General features: G+C 63.3%; 15 protein-coding genes. 5 read left to right on the forward strand and 10 right to left on the reverse strand.

Going from position 1 to position 15,970, the window contains the following annotated elements:
• Positions 1–93 precede the first annotated feature (93 nt).
• The 3 genes from G3T16_RS04695 to G3T16_RS04705 all read right to left on the reverse strand — a co-directional run bounded on the left by G3T16_RS04695 (position 94) and on the right by G3T16_RS04705 (position 3,086).
• Positions 94–1,143, reverse strand: coding sequence for a COX15/CtaA family protein (locus G3T16_RS04695; RefSeq protein ID WP_163494041.1), 1,050 nt, complete (start codon positions 1,141–1,143; stop codon positions 94–96).
• A 564-nt stretch (positions 1,144–1,707) separates the two neighbouring features.
• Positions 1,708–2,364 carry a 3-oxoacid CoA-transferase subunit B gene (locus G3T16_RS04700; RefSeq protein WP_163494042.1) on the reverse strand — a complete coding sequence of 219 codons (657 nt, stop codon included), beginning with the start codon at positions 2,362–2,364 and terminating at the stop codon, positions 1,708–1,710.
• Positions 2,365–2,384: 20 nt separating this feature from the next.
• Positions 2,385–3,086, reverse strand: a complete 702-nt coding sequence (locus tag G3T16_RS04705) for a CoA transferase subunit A (RefSeq protein WP_163494043.1) — start codon at positions 3,084–3,086, stop codon at positions 2,385–2,387.
• 170 nt (positions 3,087–3,256) lie between these two features.
• On the opposite strand from G3T16_RS04705, the gene G3T16_RS04710 reads away from it, so the two are divergent.
• Positions 3,257–4,150, forward strand: coding sequence for a LysR family transcriptional regulator (locus G3T16_RS04710; protein ID WP_163494044.1), 894 nt, complete (start codon positions 3,257–3,259; stop codon positions 4,148–4,150).
• Between the two features lie 166 nt (positions 4,151–4,316).
• Positions 4,317–6,224 carry an ATP-binding cassette domain-containing protein gene (locus tag G3T16_RS04715; RefSeq protein WP_163494045.1) on the forward strand — a complete coding sequence of 636 codons (1,908 nt, stop codon included), beginning with the start codon at positions 4,317–4,319 and terminating at the stop codon, positions 6,222–6,224.
• A 60-nt stretch (positions 6,225–6,284) separates the two neighbouring features.
• Here G3T16_RS04715 and G3T16_RS04720 read toward each other — a convergent pair whose 3' ends face one another.
• From G3T16_RS04720 to G3T16_RS20945, 3 genes are read right to left on the reverse strand one after another with little or no spacing between them, the layout of a single operon-like run.
• Positions 6,285–7,487: an amino acid aminotransferase gene (locus tag G3T16_RS04720; RefSeq protein WP_163494046.1), complete on the reverse strand. Its 1,203-nt coding sequence runs from the start codon at positions 7,485–7,487 to the stop codon at positions 6,285–6,287.
• A gap of 26 nt (positions 7,488–7,513) precedes the next feature.
• Positions 7,514–8,461, reverse strand: coding sequence for a peptidase dimerization domain-containing protein (locus G3T16_RS04725; RefSeq protein WP_197911903.1), 948 nt, complete (start codon positions 8,459–8,461; stop codon positions 7,514–7,516).
• Positions 8,461–8,955: a zinc-binding metallopeptidase family protein gene (locus G3T16_RS20945; RefSeq protein WP_197911904.1), complete on the reverse strand. Its 495-nt coding sequence runs from the start codon at positions 8,953–8,955 to the stop codon at positions 8,461–8,463. Before G3T16_RS20945 ends, G3T16_RS04725 begins: the two co-directional genes overlap by 1 nt.
• Positions 8,956–9,266: 311 nt before the next feature.
• Here G3T16_RS20945 and G3T16_RS04730 point away from each other — a divergent pair, with 311 nt between their 5' ends.
• Positions 9,267–9,452, forward strand: a complete 186-nt coding sequence (locus tag G3T16_RS04730) for a hypothetical protein (protein WP_163494047.1) — start codon at positions 9,267–9,269, stop codon at positions 9,450–9,452.
• 67 nt (positions 9,453–9,519) lie between these two features.
• Here G3T16_RS04730 and G3T16_RS04735 read toward each other — a convergent pair whose 3' ends face one another.
• Genes G3T16_RS04735 through G3T16_RS21675 form a run of 3 tightly spaced genes read right to left on the reverse strand, consistent with a single transcriptional unit; the run spans position 9,520 to position 11,226 of the window.
• Positions 9,520–10,284, reverse strand: a complete 765-nt coding sequence (locus G3T16_RS04735; protein WP_163494048.1) for a sulfotransferase-like domain-containing protein — start codon at positions 10,282–10,284, stop codon at positions 9,520–9,522.
• 4 nt (positions 10,285–10,288) lie between these two features.
• A complete protein-coding gene (locus G3T16_RS21670) occupies positions 10,289–10,846 on the reverse strand; it encodes an aminotransferase class IV (protein ID WP_232059267.1) in 558 nt (185 codons plus the stop codon).
• Positions 10,840–11,226 carry an aminotransferase class IV gene (locus tag G3T16_RS21675; RefSeq protein WP_232059268.1) on the reverse strand — a complete coding sequence of 129 codons (387 nt, stop codon included), beginning with the start codon at positions 11,224–11,226 and terminating at the stop codon, positions 10,840–10,842. Before G3T16_RS21675 ends, G3T16_RS21670 begins: the two co-directional genes overlap by 7 nt.
• A gap of 442 nt (positions 11,227–11,668) precedes the next feature.
• On the opposite strand from G3T16_RS21675, the gene cmoA reads away from it, so the two are divergent.
• Positions 11,669–12,400, forward strand: a complete 732-nt coding sequence (gene cmoA, locus G3T16_RS04745) for a carboxy-S-adenosyl-L-methionine synthase CmoA (RefSeq protein WP_163494049.1) — start codon at positions 11,669–11,671, stop codon at positions 12,398–12,400.
• Entirely contained in the window at positions 12,397–13,377 is a 981-nt protein-coding gene (cmoB, locus tag G3T16_RS04750; RefSeq protein ID WP_163494050.1) for a tRNA 5-methoxyuridine(34)/uridine 5-oxyacetic acid(34) synthase CmoB, read from the forward strand. The genes cmoA and cmoB overlap by 4 nt, the downstream gene beginning before the upstream one ends.
• Positions 13,378–13,403: 26 nt before the next feature.
• On the opposite strand, the gene lon is transcribed toward cmoB, so the two are convergent.
• The gene (gene lon / locus G3T16_RS04755; RefSeq protein WP_163494051.1) at positions 13,404–15,827 is read right to left on the reverse strand and encodes an endopeptidase La; all 2,424 of its coding nucleotides are present in this window, start codon (positions 15,825–15,827) and stop codon (positions 13,404–13,406) included.
• Positions 15,828–15,970 lie beyond the last annotated feature (143 nt).

Genomic DNA, 15,970 nt, shown 5'->3' on the forward strand with positions numbered 1-15,970 from the left:
TCGTATGCAGCGTCCCTGCTGCATACGGTCTCGAAAGCACCCTCCCAGGACGCCGACCTTCTACCGGAGCGAGCTAAAGTTAGTGCCATTCACCTACAAATGACTGCGCGAGGGTTTGCGCAGCACATGGGTTGCGTAGAGCACCGCGCTCAGCAACAGCACCGCTCCCCCCTGGTGCGCCACGCCCAGGCCTACCGGCACGTGCTGCAGCAAGGTGGTGATACCCAGCGCCAGCTGCAGCCACAGCGCCGCCAGCAGCAGTACCGTCGCCACCCGGGCCCGTAGGCCCAGGCCCGAGCGCCACAGCAGCAACGCAAACACGTGGATCAGCACAAACAGCAGGTAGGCAAACATGCGGTGGTTGAACTGGATGGTGGTGATGTCCTCGAACATCGCCAGCCAGGCCGGATCACCCGCATACAGGCCCTGCGGTACGAAGGACTCGCCCATCAACGGCCAGGTATTGTAGGTGAAGCCGGCGTGGGTACCGGCCATCAGGCCTCCCGACAGGATCATCAGAAATACCAGTATTGCCAACCCCAACCCCCAGCGGGCGTAGCGATGCGGCTGCTGGCCACGGGCAGGGCGACCGCCCAGCAGCTCGAAAATCAGCCACAGCATCCACGCATAGATCAGCACCGCAAGACCCAGGTGGGCGGTCAGGCGATACTGGCTGACATGGGGATTGTCCACCAGCCCGCTCTTGACCATATACCAGCCCAGCAGCCCCTGGCAGGCGCCCAGCAGAAACAGCAGCCACAGCCTGGGCATCATGCCGGCCCGCACCCGCCCGCGCAGGCCGAAGTACAGCATCGGCAGAAAGAACAACACGCCGATTAACCTGCCCAGCAGGCGGTGCAGGTATTCGTACATGAAGATGGTCTTGAAGTCGTCCAGCGACATGCCGTGATTGATTTTCTGGTATTCGGGGAACTGGCGGTACTTGTCAAAGGCTGCCTGCCAGGCCTGCTCCGACAGCGGCGGGACGATGCCGATGATCGGCTGCCACTCGACGATGGACAGGCCGGAGTTGGTCAGCCGGGTGACCCCGCCCAGCAGGATCATGCCGAAAATCACCACCGCGCACAGGATCAACCAGCCAGCCACCTGCCGGTCATAGTTGGTATATCGGGAAATCGCCATTTCGCTTGCTCAGCCCGCGTTGTTCTGGGGCCGCAATGATAACCGAGTTTGGCGCCGGGTGGGGGAGCAGGATGCACCAATTATAGGATGCGTTGACGAAGGAAACGCATCATGCCCCGGGACCGGTGCGTTTCCTTCGTCAACGCACCCTATGCACGCAGGATGGGTGTTTTCCCGGAAGGTGCCGGTAGGGCAGTGGTGCCGGAAGATCGGGGACCGTGGTACCGGAAGAACGGAGGCGTGGTGCCGGAAGATCGGGGGCGTGGTGCCGGAAGAACCCATAGGATGCGTTGACGCAGGAAACGCATCTGGGGCCGCAATGATAACCGAGTTTTGGCGCCGGGTGGGGGTGCAGGATGCACCAATTATAGGATGCGTTGACGAAGGAAACGCATCATGCCCCGGGACCGGTGCGTTTCCTTCGTCAACGCACCCTATGCAGAAGGGCGAATGCATTGTACCGGCGGGGGCAGTGCATTGTACCGGCGGGGGCAGTGCGTTGCACCGGCAGAGACAGCGCGTTGTACCGGAAAGGGTGATGGGTAACCGGTTACTTGATGTCCGCTAAAAACTCATTTCCGGCACCACCTCCGGCACCACCATCTCGCCCGCGGTCAGCTTGACGATTTCGTCGACACTGACGCCGGGGGCGCGCTCGCGGAGCCAGAATTTGCCATCGGCGATCTCGAGAAAGGCAAGATCGGTAACCACCTTGTTGATGCAGCCGACCCCGGTCAATGGCAGACTGCAGCGGGTCAGCAGCTTCGATTCGCCGTGTTTGGAAGCATGGGTCATGGTGACGATGATGTTGTCCGCCCCGGCTACCAGGTCCATCGCACCTCCCATGCCCTTGACCAGTTTGCCCGGGATCATGTAGGAGGCGATGTTGCCCTCCACGTCCACCTCGAAGGCGCCCAGTACCGTCAGGTCGACGTGGCCGCCGCGGATCATTGCGAAGGACTCGGCGGAGGAAAAGATGGAGGCGCCGGTGGCCGCGGTAACGGTCTGCTTGCCGGCATTGATCATGTCGGGATCGAGCTGCTCTTCGGTGGGAAACGGCCCCATGCCCAGCAGGCCGTTCTCCGACTGCAGCATGACCTGGATGTTATCGGGGATGTAGTTGGCCACCAGGGTGGGGATGCCGATACCCAGGTTGACGTAGAAGCCATCCTCAAGTTCGCGGGCCACACGTTGTGCCAGTTGTTCGCGGGACAATGCCATGATCTTGACTCCTGAATATTCTAGCCTTCGCGTACGGTGCGTTTTTCGATGCGTTTTTCGAATGTGCCCTGAATCAGTCGGTCCACGTAGATACCCGGGGTGTGGATCTGGCTGGGTTCCAGTTCGCCCGGCTCCACCAGCTCTTCCACTTCAGCGACGGTGATGCGGCCGGCAGTGGCGGCTTCGGGGTTGAAGTTCATCGCCGTGTGGCGGTAGATCAGGTTGCCGTAGCGGTCGCCCTTCCAGGCCTTGACGATGGCGAAGTCGCCCACCACGCCCTCTTCCAGGATGTAATGGCGGCCGTTGAATTCACGCACTTCCTTGCCTTCGCCCACCGGGGTGCCGTAGCCGGTGGCGGTGTAGAAGGCCGGGATGCCGGCGCCGCCGGCCCGCATTTTTTCCGCCAGGGTACCCTGCGGGGTCAGCTCCACTTCCAGGATGCCGGCCAGCAACTGTTCTTCGAACAGCTTGTTTTCACCCACATAGGAGGACACCATTTTGCGGATCTGCTGGTCCTCCAGCAGAATGCCCAGGCCGAAGCCATCCACGCCGCAGTTGTTGGAGACAAAGGTCAGCTCACGGGTGCCCTTGCGCTTGATCTCCGCGATCAGGTTTTCCGGTATACCGCACAGGCCAAAACCACCGGCGATCACCGTCATGCCATCTTCCAGGCCCGCCATGGCCTCTGCGTAATTCGCTACGACCTTGTCGAAACCGGCCATGTTCCACTCTCCACTGTTGTCTGCCCATGGTGCCAGTGCGCGCGCTGAGCCGCCCGCAACAGTCATTCTAGTGTGTGCCAGCTTCCTACAGGCTGTTATATTTAGCAAATATATTTATTTTACGAATTATTCCATTTAAGTTAATAATAGTGAACCTCTGGAGTCGCCCCGTGGATGTCACCCTCAAACAGCTCAAGGCCTTTATCGCGGTGTCCCGCAGCCGCAGCTTCGCCGAGGCCTGCGGCCAGCTCCATCTGTCCCAGCCGGCGCTGAGTGTGACCATCAAAAACCTGGAACAGGCGGTGGGCGGACGTCTGCTGGCACGCACGACCCGCACCCTGGCGCTGACCCCGGAGGGCGCCAGTTTCCTGCCGGTGGCGCAGCGCCTGCTGGCCGACTGGGGGGAAGCCCTGGATGACCTGCACAACACCTTTGCCCTCAACCGCGGCAAGCTCGCGATCGCCGCCATGCCGTCCTTTGCCAGCACCGAGCTGCCGGCACTGCTGAAGCTGTTTCGCCGGCAACACCCGCACATCAATATCACGGTCCACGATGTGATCGCCGAGGATGTGGTGGACTGGGTGCGCAACGGCAGAGTGGAGGTGGGCATTGCCTTCGACCCGGGCAACAGCGAGGACCTGGAATTCCAGCCCCTGTTCAGCGACCGCTTTGTCGCTGCCCTGCCCGGCGATCACGCACTGCTGGCCCAACCCCGCCTGCGCTGGGAAATGCTGACCACCGAGCCCTTTATCGCGCTGCAGCGCCCTTCAAGTATCCGCGCCCTGCTGGAACAATCCCTGAGCGCCCGCGGTTTATCTCTGTCCGTCCAGTTCGAGACCAACCAACTCGCGACGATCGGCCGCATGGTCGCAACGGGGCTTGGCGTCAGTGCGGTGCCGACGCTGTGTGTGCAGCAGATGGCGGAAATGGGCGTGATGTGCCGCCCCTTGACCACGCCGGCGGTAAAGCGCCGGGTGGGTCTGGTCACACGCAGGCGCTACCCGCTGTCCAGTCCGGCGCAGGCCATCGCGCGGATTGTCCGCGACTACTACCGGACGGACTGATCTGCGACACGCCACTCACTTTGCACTTGCCCGGTTTGCTGACCGGCGGTATCACCCCGCAGCCGCGGCCGGCGAGCGCGGCTGCCATGCGCAGCGGCCCAAGCTGTGGCGGGGACAGTTGCAACGGCGTAGAATGCGGCGCCCACCCACACACCGCTGAGCTGCCATGCCCTTACTGCGCCTTGAATCCATGCAATTGCACTACGGCACCCAGGTGCTGCTCGACCAGGTGGATCTGACCATTCGCCGGGGCGAACGCTGGGGTCTGCTGGGGCGTAACGGCACCGGCAAGACCACGCTGCTGCGAATTCTGGCCGGCGAGCTGCAGGCCGACGCCGGTGAACGCTGGCTACGGCCGGGCGTGCGCATCGCGCGTCTGCAGCAAACCCTGCCCGACGCCGACACCAGCACCGTCTACGACGTGGTGGCCGAGGGCCTGGCGGAGGCCGGCAAGCTGCTGAAGGACTACCATCACCTGCTGCAGGCGGGCGCCGATATGGATGTGGACCGGCTGGCGCGGGTGCAGCAGCAACTGGAAGCCGTGGATGGCTGGACCCTGCAGCAGCGGGTCGAAACCACGATTACCCAGCTGCAGTTGCCTCAGGACGCCACCATGGGCGAGCTGTCCGGTGGCTGGCGCCGGCGGGTGGCGCTGGCCCAGGCGCTGGTGGCGGACCCGGACATCCTGCTGCTGGACGAACCCACCAACCACCTGGACATTCCGGCGATCCAGTGGCTGGAAACGCAACTGCAGCAGTACCGCGGCGCCATCGTGCTGATTACCCACGACCGCCGCTTTCTGCAGAACGTCGCCACCAGCATCGCTGAACTCGACCGCGGCCATCTCACCTGCTGGGAGGGCAGCTACGAGGGCTTTCTGCGTCACCGGGAGCAGGAACTGGAAGCGGAAGAGCGCGCCAACGCGCTGTTCGACAAGAAACTGGCCCAGGAGGAAGTGTGGATCCGCCAGGGCATCAAGGCCCGCCGCACCCGCAACGAGGGCCGGGTACGGGCGCTGGAAAACATGCGCCGGGAGCGCCAGCAACGCCGCGAGAAGGTCGGCAGTGCCAACTTCGCGGTGGAAGAGGCCAGCCGCTCGGGCAAGGTCGTGGCAGAGCTGGAACACGTCAGCAAGGGCTTTGGCGACAAAGAGGTGATCCGCGACTTTTCCACCATTATCCAGCGCGGTGACCGGGTCGGCATCGTCGGCGCCAACGGCGCCGGCAAGTCAACCCTGGTGAAGCTGATCCTGGGCCAGCTGGCGCCGGACAGCGGCGTGATCAAGCTCGGCAGCAAACTGGAGATCGCCTACTCCGACCAGCTGCGCGACAAGCTGGAGCCGGACAAGAACCTGATCGACAATGTCTGTGGCGGTCAGGATTTCATCGAGCTCAACGGCAAGCGCCGCCACGCGATCTCCTACCTGGGGGACTTCCTGTTCAGCCCCGAGCGGGTGCGCACGCCGGTGAAGGCTCTGTCAGGGGGCGAGCAGAACCGCGCCATCCTGGCGCGCCTGTTCAGCAAGCCGGCCAATCTGCTGGTGCTGGACGAACCCACCAACGACCTGGATATCGAAACCCTGGAATTGCTGGAGGACATCCTGCTGTCCTTCGACGGCACCGTGATCCTGGTCAGCCACGACCGCGACTTCATGGACCATGTGGTGACCCAGCTGCTGATTTTGCGCGGCGATGGCAGCGTGGAGGAACAGGCCGGGGGCTACAGCGACTGGCTGGCCCGCGGTGGCCGCCTGCAGGAACCCGGCGGCCGCGGCAACCAGATGCCCGCCACAGCCAGCAGCGCGCCTAAAACCGGCGCGGCGCCTCCAGTGCCGGCGCGCCGCAAACTGTCCTACAAAGAGCAGCGCGAACTGGAGTCACTGCCGGCCACGATAGAAACGCTGGAGGCGAAGCACGTCGCATTGGAAGCCCGTACCGCCGATCCTGCCTTCTACCGCCAGCAGCGTGACGCCATCGACCCGGTACTGGCCGAGCTGGCTGCGGTGCAGGCAGAGTTGGACCGGGCCATAGAGCGCTGGGCTGAACTGGAAGAGAGCCAGACGGCTGCGGAATGATGCCGGCCCCGTGTCAGCGGGACCGGTGACGGCAATGTTTGCAGCAGACCCGTCTGGCGCTCACGCGGCCTCGCCGCGCAGCACCTTGCCCACTGCTTCTGCCAGGTAGTCGATATTGGCGCCGTTGACGCCGGCGACATTGATGCGCGAGGAGTCCAGCATGTACACGCTGTGCTGTTCGCGCAGCGCCAGGGCCTGCGCCGGCGTCAATCCCAGAAACGAGAACATTCCCTTCTCCCGCTCGATAAAACTGAAATCCCGATCGCTGTGCTGCTGCAATTTGCTCATCAGGCTGGTGCGCAGCCCGTTGATGCGCCGGCACATGGCCTGTAGTTCATCCTCCCAGTTGGCGGTCAGGGCTTCATCAGAGAGGATCCGGCCCGCCAGCAGCGCCCCGTGGGCGGGCGGCATGGAATAGATCCGGCGCGCCGCCACCTGCGCCTGGCTGACCAGGGCGCGGGCATTGTCGGCGCTGGCACAGACGAAGATAGCCGCCCCGGTGCGCTCCCGGTACAGGCCCATGTTCTTGGAGCAGGAAGCGGCAATGATCAGCTCCGGCAGCCGCTCGGCCAGCAGCCGCACGCCGGCCGCATCGGTTTCCAGGCCATCCCCCAATCCCTGGTAGGCGATATCGACAAAGGGCAGGAAGCCCTGCCGCTCCGCCATGTCGGCGATGGTGCCCCACTGCTCCAGCGACAGATCGGCGCCACAGGGATTGTGGCAGCAGCCATGCAGCAGCACCACGTCGCCGCGACGGGCCTGTTGCAGGTCGGCCACCATCCCCTCGAAATTGACCCCGTGTTCCGCCGGGTCGTAGTAGCGGTAGGTTTCAAAGGACAGGCCGACACTGCCCAGCAACGGGATGTGCACCGGCCAGGTGGGATCGGACACCCACACCCGGGCGTCCGGGGCCGCGGCGTGGATAACTTCTGCGCCAATCCGGATGGCACCACAGCCGCCCGGGGTCTGGATACTGCTGACCCGGCCGGCCGCCAGCGCCGGGCTGTCGCCCCCCATCACCAGCCGCTGCATGCCTGTGTTGAAGGTCGCATCCCCCGCCGGCGGCATATACGCCTTGGTGGTCTCCTCCTCTATCAGCGCCTGCTGTGCCAGCCGTACCGCATCGAAGACCGGGCATATGCCTGCCTCGCTCATGTAGATGCCGACCGTCAGGTCCACTTTGTGCGGATTCGGATCCACCCGGCAGGCGGCGGCCAGCCCGAGGATGGAGTCTTCGGGCAATTGCGTAAGTTTATCGAGCATAGCGTTACTCCTGAAACAAGATGCAGTTAGAGTTCTGCCAGCAGGGCAGACAGGTAGTGCCAGAATGGCGGTACAGTATCGATTCGCAGACGTTCGGTGGGAGAATGAGCACCGCGAATGGTAGGCCCGAAGGACAGGATATCCAGCTCGGCTTTCTTGCTTTTCAGAATGCCGCATTCCAGGCCGGCATGAATCGCCTTCACCGCCGGCTCGCTGCCGAACAGCCGTTGGTGCAGGGCCTTGCCCCGGGCAAGCAGCGGGCTGGCAAAGTCGGGCTGCCAACCCGGGTAGCCGTCTATCCGCCGGATATCCAACTGCGCCAGCCGGGCCAGGGACTCCACGCCAGCGCGCAGCGGCAGGGCCTGCTCGGCATTGAAGTAGCGGTAGCTCGCCTCGATTTCCAGCGCGCCCCGTTGCAGCCGTACGCAGGCGAGGTTGACGCTCAGGTCCACCAGGTCGGCCGGCTGCACCAGATTGTAGGCCTGGGCACCGTGGGGGAAAGCGGTCAGCAATTGGAGTATGTGGGCACTGTCGCCGGACTGCAGCAGCGGCTGCACGGAGGCCTCGGTCAGGGTCAGGGACAGGCCGTGGTCGGCTGCCGGCAGATAGCTGCGCCAGCGCTGTTGTAATGCCGGCAGCCGCTGGGCCAGCGCGCCGGCCTGGGCCGCGGGACAACTGAAGGTCACGCTGCCCTCCCGGGGAATGACATTGTGGGCCACGCCGGCGCTGATCGCGGCCAGCTGCAGGCCCTCCACTTCTGCCAGGCACTCCGCCAGCAGTTTGATCGCATTGCCCAGCTGATGATGAATCTCGATACCCGAGTGACCGCCCGCCAGCCCCTTCAATTCCAGGGTCCAGCAGCCCTGCTCCGGCTCTGGTGGTGCGGTGTCATAACGGGCATTGAAAACCCAGCCACCGCCGCCGGCACAGCCGACGTAGAGTTCGTTCCAGTCCTCGGTGTCCAGATTCAACATCAGGCTGCCACTGAGCAGCTCCGGGTCCAGGCCCAGCGCCCCCCGAGGCCGGTTTCCTCATCCACCGTGAACAGCAACTCCAGTGGCGGGTGGACCAGGCTGGCATCGGTCATCACCGCCAATGCCGCAGCGCAGCCAATACCGTTGTCGGCGCCCAGTGTGGTGCGGTCCGCCAGCAGCCAGCCATCCTCCACTTGCAGGGCCAGCGGATCGCGCCGGAAATCGTGGTCCTTGTCACCGGTCTTCACGGTCACCATGTCCAGATGGTTCTGGATGATCACGGTGGAGCGGTCCTCGCGCCCGGCCGAAGCCGGCACCGATACCACCAGATTGCCGGTGCTGTCCTTCTGCCAACGGTGCCCGTGCTGTTCGGCCTGCCCGATCACATAATTGCGTACCGCCTCTTCCTCCCCGGAGGGCCGCGGAATCTGGGTGATCTGATAAAAATGCTCCCAGAGATGGGCAGGCTCTGTGGGGTAATGCTCGGGCTTCATCGGGGACTCCGTCAAATGGAGCAGGATTATACCCGAGCACCGCGGGTGATGCCTCACCTCAGTGCCAACCCGTCCGCCGGGACCGGAAGCGTGTGAGCTGTGCCATCTGATCAAGCGCAGGAAGACGACGAAACTGCACGCCCACAAGCCCGAGCTCGCGAGTTTCATCGACCATCTCGTACGACGGCTCTAAGCGGTATTAATTCCCCGCGGTAACGGGTAATTTTCACGCCCAGGACACGACTTTTTCACACCCTGTTCGCAGGTGAAAATATTACACTGTATTTAAAGTATTGAAACCGGTACAGATCATGAAAGCGAGCCACGAGCAGAAAGTGAGCCTGGTGGATTTTATCCGCAGCATCAAATTCTCTCACCACCACAGTGCCCCGGCGACTGAAGCGAGCAATACCCATTTTGCCCGCTTCAAGCAACGCGTCCGCACCAAACGCCAGTACAGCTGTGAGGATTCCCAACTGGTGCGCAGCGCCAACTGAGACGTCGCAGCGTCATTATGTACGTGGCACCCAATATTCGGGTTGTCGCGACACCCGGGCATGTCGGCTATTCGTCCCCCGTCACCAGCGCATGTTCGAACAAGCGCGCATAAATTGTCTCCGCCTGGTCGCACATCTCCTCGCAGCCCGCCGGGATCGCCACCTCCTCCAGCGGCAGTTCATTCACCGCCTGGAACCCGGTTGACTGCTCCACCGCGGCATACCAGTGCGGCGCCCACACGCCATCGCTGTCGCGGCGGCCGGCGGGCCAGTGCAGCATCCGGTCTGTGAAGGGAATGGCCAGGCGCTGGCACAGAGCCCGCAGGCTGGCTTCCGGTGCCCGCAGAGTCTGGGCGGAATCAATCACCGGCGGCGCCTCGCCGAGCCGGTCGGCGACCCGCTGGAACAGCTCCCACTGCTGCGGGAAACCCAGTTCCTCAATCGCAAACTGCGGCCGCACCTTGGCGTAGGAAGCAATGATGCGTCGCGGTTCGCGAATCAGAAAGCAATTGCTGAGCCCGTCAGTCCAGTCCATTTGCATCGCAGGCAGAATGTGCTGGGTCATGTGCTTCTGGTAGAACACGGTGCAACTGGCGGGGTCAGCCGTGGCCGGCAATTCCTCGCGCAACTGCCGTGCCACCTCCCGCCAGTCGCAACTCATGCTGGCCATCACCGCGTCACCGGCGGGATGCTCCAGACCGGTGGCCTGCAGATAATAGCCATAGAAAGGTTCATCCACCACGGCGCAATCGGGCCGGTTTTCGAAGGCCCGCATCAGCGCGGTGCTGATATTGCGCGGGCCGGACCACATCGCGATACGCAGAATATCCATCGCCTCAACCCCGCGGGTGGTTCTTGCCGGGGCCATCGATATAGCGCCCCACCAGATCCCGGTACTGCGCCTGCAGCCGGGCGATCACCGGCCGCCCGGCACCGGCTTCGCCAATAATACGTCCGTCCACTTCCGTCACCGGCACCAGTCCCGCGAACGTACCGGTGACAAAGGCCTCCTCGGCATTGTAGACATCCGTCATCGTGAAGTTGGTCTCACGCACCGTCAGGCCCAGCTCCCGGCCGATCTCCAGCACCTTGCCGCGAGTGATGCCGTCCAGGCAGTAATCGCCGGTGGAGGTCCAGATTTCCCCGCGACGGACGATAAAGAAATGGGTCGAGTTGCAGGTAGCGACAAAACCGTGAGGGTCCAGCATCAGGGCCTCGTCGGCCCCGGCCTTGGCCGCCTGGATGCAGGCGCCGATGCAGTTCAGCTTTGAATGGGTATTGAGGGTCGGATCCTGTACATCGGAATAGCCGCGGCGCACATACACGGTGTACAGGCGCACCCCCTTCTCCACGGTCTCCGGCAGCGCTTCTTTGTACTCGGGGATGATTACCACCGTGGGGGGGTGACGGTCATGCGCGGGTCCTGATAGGGCGTGGACTTGACCCCACGCGACACCATCAGGCGAATGTGCACGCCATCGCTCATGTTGTTGGCGGTCAACAGTGCGTACAGGCGCCCAGCCAGCTGGTCGCGACTGAAGTCGGGCTTGAAGTCCAGGGTTTTCATTCCCTCAAACAGCCGCTCCAGGTGCCGCTCCAGAAACAGCACGGTGTTGTTTTCCACCCGCAGCCCTTCCCAGACCCCGTCACCCAGGATGAAGCCGGAATCAAACACGGATATGCGCGCCTCGGCGCGTGGGAAGTGCTCGCCGTTGATCTCTATCAGTATGTCGTCATTGCGGGGATCGCCCGCGTATTCGTGAGTGCCTTTCATGCAGATTCTCCGGGTTGTTCGCTGTCGGCGCGGGCACATGGGCGGCCGCGGCCTTCTGGATCAGGTTTGGGTGGAATTGCACTTGCTTTAACGATTGGGTGCCAATAATCCGGTCACTACTTCCGGAGAGTACTTTCGCGACACGCCGTAAACCCACACCCGATAAAGCGGGGGTGGGCTCTCCATGGGGGCTCGGATGCGACATCCATGTCGCATACGGTCTCGAAAGTACTCTCCGGAAGTAGCGCCCTCACACCGTGCCACACCTTAAGCAAGTGCCGTTCGTCTCAGCGGTCTATTGTGCGCTACTCCTGACCCGGGGTCACGCCGCAGCGGCCACAATGGCACCCCACGGCTGGCTTGGAGCGTATGGGACCGCTCCGCGAGCCTGGCAATCCATGCTAGAATCGCCGTCGTTTTCCAGCCTGCAAACAGACCAGCCGTGACCGACAAACGCGATACAATCTATTCCGAACCGGTACCCGATCCCGGCGCTTTTCGCTTCGATGCCGGGGTGGCCGAGGTATTTCCCGACATGATCAAGCGCTCGGTACCGGGGTATTCCACCATTATCGCCATGACCGGGCTGCTGGCGGGGCGTTACGCGATGGCGGGCAGCCAGCTGTATGACCTGGGGTGTTCGCTGGGTGCTTCCACGCTGGCCATGCGCCAGAACGTCCGGCAGCGGGACTGCCGCATTGTTGCGGTGGACAATTCGGCGGCCATGCTGGCGCGCTGCCGGAGTGTGATCGACACCGACAGCCATGAACTGCCGGTCACCCTGCACTGTGGCAATCTGGAAGACGTGACAATCGAGAATGCCTCGGTGGTGGTGCTGAATTTCACCTTGCAGTTCATTCCCCGGGAACTGCGCGACACGGTGATCCACGGTATTTATGCCGGCCTGCGCCCGGGCGGCATCATGGTGTTGTCGGAGAAGGTGACCTTTGAGGATCCGCATCTGGACGAGCTGAATATCGAGCTGCACCACCAGTTCAAACGCAGCAACGGCTACAGCGACCTGGAGATCGCGCAGAAGCGCAATGCGCTGGAAAATGTGTTGCTGCCCGAGACTCTGGCGCAGCACAAGGCGCGTATCGGCGGTGCCGGGTTTGGCAGCTGCGATGTCTGGTTCCAGTGCTTCAACTTCGCCTCGCTGATCGCGCTGAAATGATCGACTACCAGCCCCTGATCCAGCGCTGGCAGGAAGACGACGAACTGAGGGGCTGGGCCGAACTGCTGCCCGGGCAGATCGCCGCGGGGCTGTCGCCGCAGCGCTATGGCGACCTGCCGCGCTGGTTGCGGGCGCTGGAGGCGCTGCCGGAGATTGCGCCCTCGCGCTGCCATCTGGACCGCTCACGGGTGGGTGCCGATTGCGATCCACCCCTGGACACTACCCTCAGCGCCGCGTTGCGGGACACGCTGCAGCAGCTGCACCCCTGGCGCAAGGGCCCGTTCGAACTGTTTGGCGTGCATATCGATACCGAGTGGCGCTCGGACTGGAAATGGGAGCGTCTGCGAGCGCATATCGACGACCTGGACGGCCGCCGGGTGCTGGATGTCGGCTGTGGCAGCGGATATCACTGCTGGCGCATGGCTGGCGCCGGCGCGGCGGAGGTCATCGGCATCGACCCGACCCCGCTGTTCGTGCTCCAGTACTGGGCATTGCGGAAGTATCTCCGGCAGCCGCAAGTGTGGGTGTTGCCGCTGGGCATCCAGCATCTGCCCGCGGGTCTCGCGGCCTTCGATACGGTGTTTTCCATGGGCGTGCTCTACCACCGGCGCTCGCCGCTGGACCATCTGCAGGAACTGAAGGACTGCCTGCGGCCGGGCGGCCAGTTGGTGTTGGAAACCCTGGTAATAGAGGGCGGTCCGGGCGCCAGCCTGGTGCCGGAGGGACGCTATGCGCGCATGGGCAATGTCTGGTTCCTGCCCAGTTGCGACACGCTGCTGGGCTGGCTGCGCAAACTGGGCCTTGTCGATGCCACGCTGGTGGATGTTTCCGTCACCTCGACCGCGGAACAGCGCTCGACCGAGTGGATGCGCTTTCATTCACTGGCGAACTTCCTTGACCCCGACGACAGCAGCAGGACCATCGAGGGCCACCCGGCACCGCGGCGGGCGGTGGTAACAGCACGAGTAGCAGGCTGACGGGGAACTCGACTCTTCCTCTCCCCCTAGTGCAGGGATTTCTCCCGCCGGTGCTCCTGAAACACGAACTCGAACACCTCCCGGTAGGTGCGGGCGAAGTGTACATCAATGCCCTCGCGCAGGTAGTCCGGCAGCTCATCGAAGTCGCGGCGGTTGGCGTGGGGCAGGATCAGCTCCATCACCTTGCTGCGGCGGGCGGCAATCACTTTTTCCCGGATGCCGCCCACCGCCAGGACCTGGCCGGTCAGGGTCAGCTCGCCGGTCATCGCCAGCGGGCGCTTGATCCGTTCCTTGCGCGCCAGTGACACCAGCGCGGTGGCCATGGTGACACCGGCGCTGGGGCCGTCCTTGGGGGTGGCGCCCTCGGGCACGTGCAGGTGCACCATGCTCATGTCGAAGAAGTCCAGGTCACAGCCGAAGTCCTTGAGGTGGGCCATCACATAGCTGTAGGCGATGTCCGCGGATTCCTTCATGGTGTCGCCGAGCCTGCCGGTGAGCTTGAAACCGCGGTTGAGCGTGTGCACCTGGGAACTTTCTATCGCCATCGTCGCGCCACCCATCGCAGTCCAGGCCAGGCCCGTGGCCACACCGGGACCGCGCAGCAGTTTTTCCTGCTGGAAGACCGGCTGGCCGAGCAGCGCCTCGATATCCTTCTTGCCCACCCGGATCTTGTCCTCGCCACCTTCAATCAGGCTGACGATGGACTTGCGCATGATCCGCGCCAGCTGCTTCTCGAGGTTGCGCACCCCGGCCTCGCGGCAGTAGCTCTCGATCACGTACTTCAGCGCGGCGTCGTTGATCTTCAGCTGGTCATCCTGCAGGCCATGCCGCTGCAGCAGTTTTGGCCACAGGTGGTTGCGGGCGATCACCAGCTTTTCCTCGGCCACATAGCCTGCCAGCCGCAGGGTCTCCATCCGGTCCAGCAGCGGGTCGGGGATGGTATCGAGCTGGTTGGCGGTACAGATGAACAGGACCTTGGACAGGTCCACCCGCAGGTCCAGGTAATGGTCGAGAAATTCGCCGTTCTGCTCCGGGTCCAGCACCTCCAGCAGCGCCGAGGCAGGGTCCCCCTGAAAGGAGGCGCCGATCTTGTCGACCTCGTCCAGCATGATCACCGGATTGGCGACCTTGACCTCTTTCAGGGCCTGCACAAACTTGCCGGGCATGGCGCCGATGTAAGTACGCCGGTGCCCCTTGATTTCCGCCTCGTCGCGCATGCCGCCCAAACTGAAGCGGTAGAACTCCCGCCCCAGGGCCTCCGCAACCGACCGGCCGATACTGGTCTTGCCGACCCCGGGAGGGCCCACCAGCAACAGGATGGAGCCGGAAATACCACCCTTGAATGCACCCACCGCCAGGAACTCAAGAATGCGCTTCTTCACGTCGTCGAGACCATCGTGGTGCTCGTTCAGTACCTTGCGGGCCAGTTTCAGATCCAGCTTGTCTTTCGAGGTAACACCCCAGGGCACCTGGGTTGCCCAGTCCAGATAGTTGCGGGTGACGCCATATTCCGGCGAGCCGGGCTCCAGTACCGAGAGCTTGTGCAGTTCATCGTCGATGCGCTTGGCCACCGCCTCGGACGGTTTGAGCGCGCTCATGCGCTCTTCGAACAATTCCACGTCAGTACTGCGGTCGTCCTTGGAAATGCCCAGTTCCTTCTGGATCACCTTGAGTTGCTCGCGCAGGAAGAAGGTGCGCTGCTGTTCGGTGACCTTTTCGTTGACCTGACTGGAGATCTTGCCCTGCAGCTCCGCCACTTCGCGCTCGCGCCGCAGCAGGACCAGCACTTTTTCCATCCGCGCCCGCAGCGGCAGGGTATCGAGAATGTCCTGCAACTGCTCGCCGTTGGCGGTGGTCAACGCCGCTGAAAAATCTGCCAGCAGGCTGGGCTGGCCGGGGTTGAAATTTGACAGATGATGCTTGAGCTCCTCGCTGTACAGCGGGTTCAACGGCAACAGCTCCTTGATTTCCTTGATCACCGCCATGGAATAGGCCTTGATCTCGTCGCTGTCGCGGTCGCCCTGGCTGCGCGGGTATTCCACCTGCACCCGGTAGGGCTGGCTCTTGCTGAGCCAGCGCAGGATACGGAAGCGCTTGATCCCCTGGGCCAGGAAGTGCCCGGCCCCTTCGCTACCGTTCGGAGGCCTGTGCAAGCGCACGACACAGCCAATTTCGGGATAGTCGTCGGGAGTAGCGCCATCACCTTGGCCCGGGTCGACAAAAGCGAGGCCGATCAGTCCGTGGCCCGCCTTGCCAACCGCCTCGAGTGTCGATGCCCACTCGCGAGGGTTAATCGCAACCGGCTGTACCTGACCCGGGAAGAAAGGCCGGTGCGGGATCGGGATCAGGTGCAGCGTTTCAGGCAAAACATCGTTGGCCACCGCCGGAGCATGCCGCTCCCGGTCGTTCGGCAGCACTTCGGCATCCTGCGATTGCGGGTCATCACTCATAGTGGTCTGGTACCTGTTGAACTGGATCGGTTCCAGCAGATATGGGCCCTTTGGTCACGATTTCAAGCGATCGGGCCGCCCCCGCCATTTCTACCCACCGGCAACAGGCGCTATACTGACACGCCCGGCGCGACCCGATTTCG

The organism is Kineobactrum salinum (assembly GCF_010669285.1).
GTDB classification, from domain to species: Bacteria; Pseudomonadota; Gammaproteobacteria; order Pseudomonadales; family Halieaceae; genus Kineobactrum; species Kineobactrum salinum.

What these genes read in the sequence shown, in the direction of transcription:
- G3T16_RS21675 (WP_232059268.1), bottom strand. Translation starts at nt 11,226, where the DNA reads ATGAAAGGCACTCACGAATACGCGGGCGATCCCCGCAATGACGACATA.
- G3T16_RS04695 (WP_163494041.1), bottom strand. Translation starts at nt 1,143, where the DNA reads ATGGCGATTTCCCGATATACCAACTATGACCGGCAGGTGGCTGGCTGG.
- cmoB (WP_163494050.1), top strand. Translation starts at nt 12,397, where the DNA reads ATGATCGACTACCAGCCCCTGATCCAGCGCTGGCAGGAAGACGACGAA.
- G3T16_RS04735 (WP_163494048.1), bottom strand. Translation starts at nt 10,284, where the DNA reads ATGGATATTCTGCGTATCGCGATGTGGTCCGGCCCGCGCAATATCAGC.
- G3T16_RS04715 (WP_163494045.1), top strand. Translation starts at nt 4,317, where the DNA reads ATGCCCTTACTGCGCCTTGAATCCATGCAATTGCACTACGGCACCCAG.
- G3T16_RS04730 (WP_163494047.1), top strand. Translation starts at nt 9,267, where the DNA reads ATGAAAGCGAGCCACGAGCAGAAAGTGAGCCTGGTGGATTTTATCCGC.
- G3T16_RS04725 (WP_197911903.1), bottom strand. Translation starts at nt 8,461, where the DNA reads ATGTTGAATCTGGACACCGAGGACTGGAACGAACTCTACGTCGGCTGT.
- lon (WP_163494051.1), bottom strand. Translation starts at nt 15,827, where the DNA reads ATGAGTGATGACCCGCAATCGCAGGATGCCGAAGTGCTGCCGAACGAC.
- G3T16_RS20945 (WP_197911904.1), bottom strand. Translation starts at nt 8,955, where the DNA reads ATGAAGCCCGAGCATTACCCCACAGAGCCTGCCCATCTCTGGGAGCAT.
- G3T16_RS04720 (WP_163494046.1), bottom strand. Translation starts at nt 7,487, where the DNA reads ATGCTCGATAAACTTACGCAATTGCCCGAAGACTCCATCCTCGGGCTG.
- G3T16_RS04705 (WP_163494043.1), bottom strand. Translation starts at nt 3,086, where the DNA reads ATGGCCGGTTTCGACAAGGTCGTAGCGAATTACGCAGAGGCCATGGCG.
- G3T16_RS04700 (WP_163494042.1), bottom strand. Translation starts at nt 2,364, where the DNA reads ATGGCATTGTCCCGCGAACAACTGGCACAACGTGTGGCCCGCGAACTT.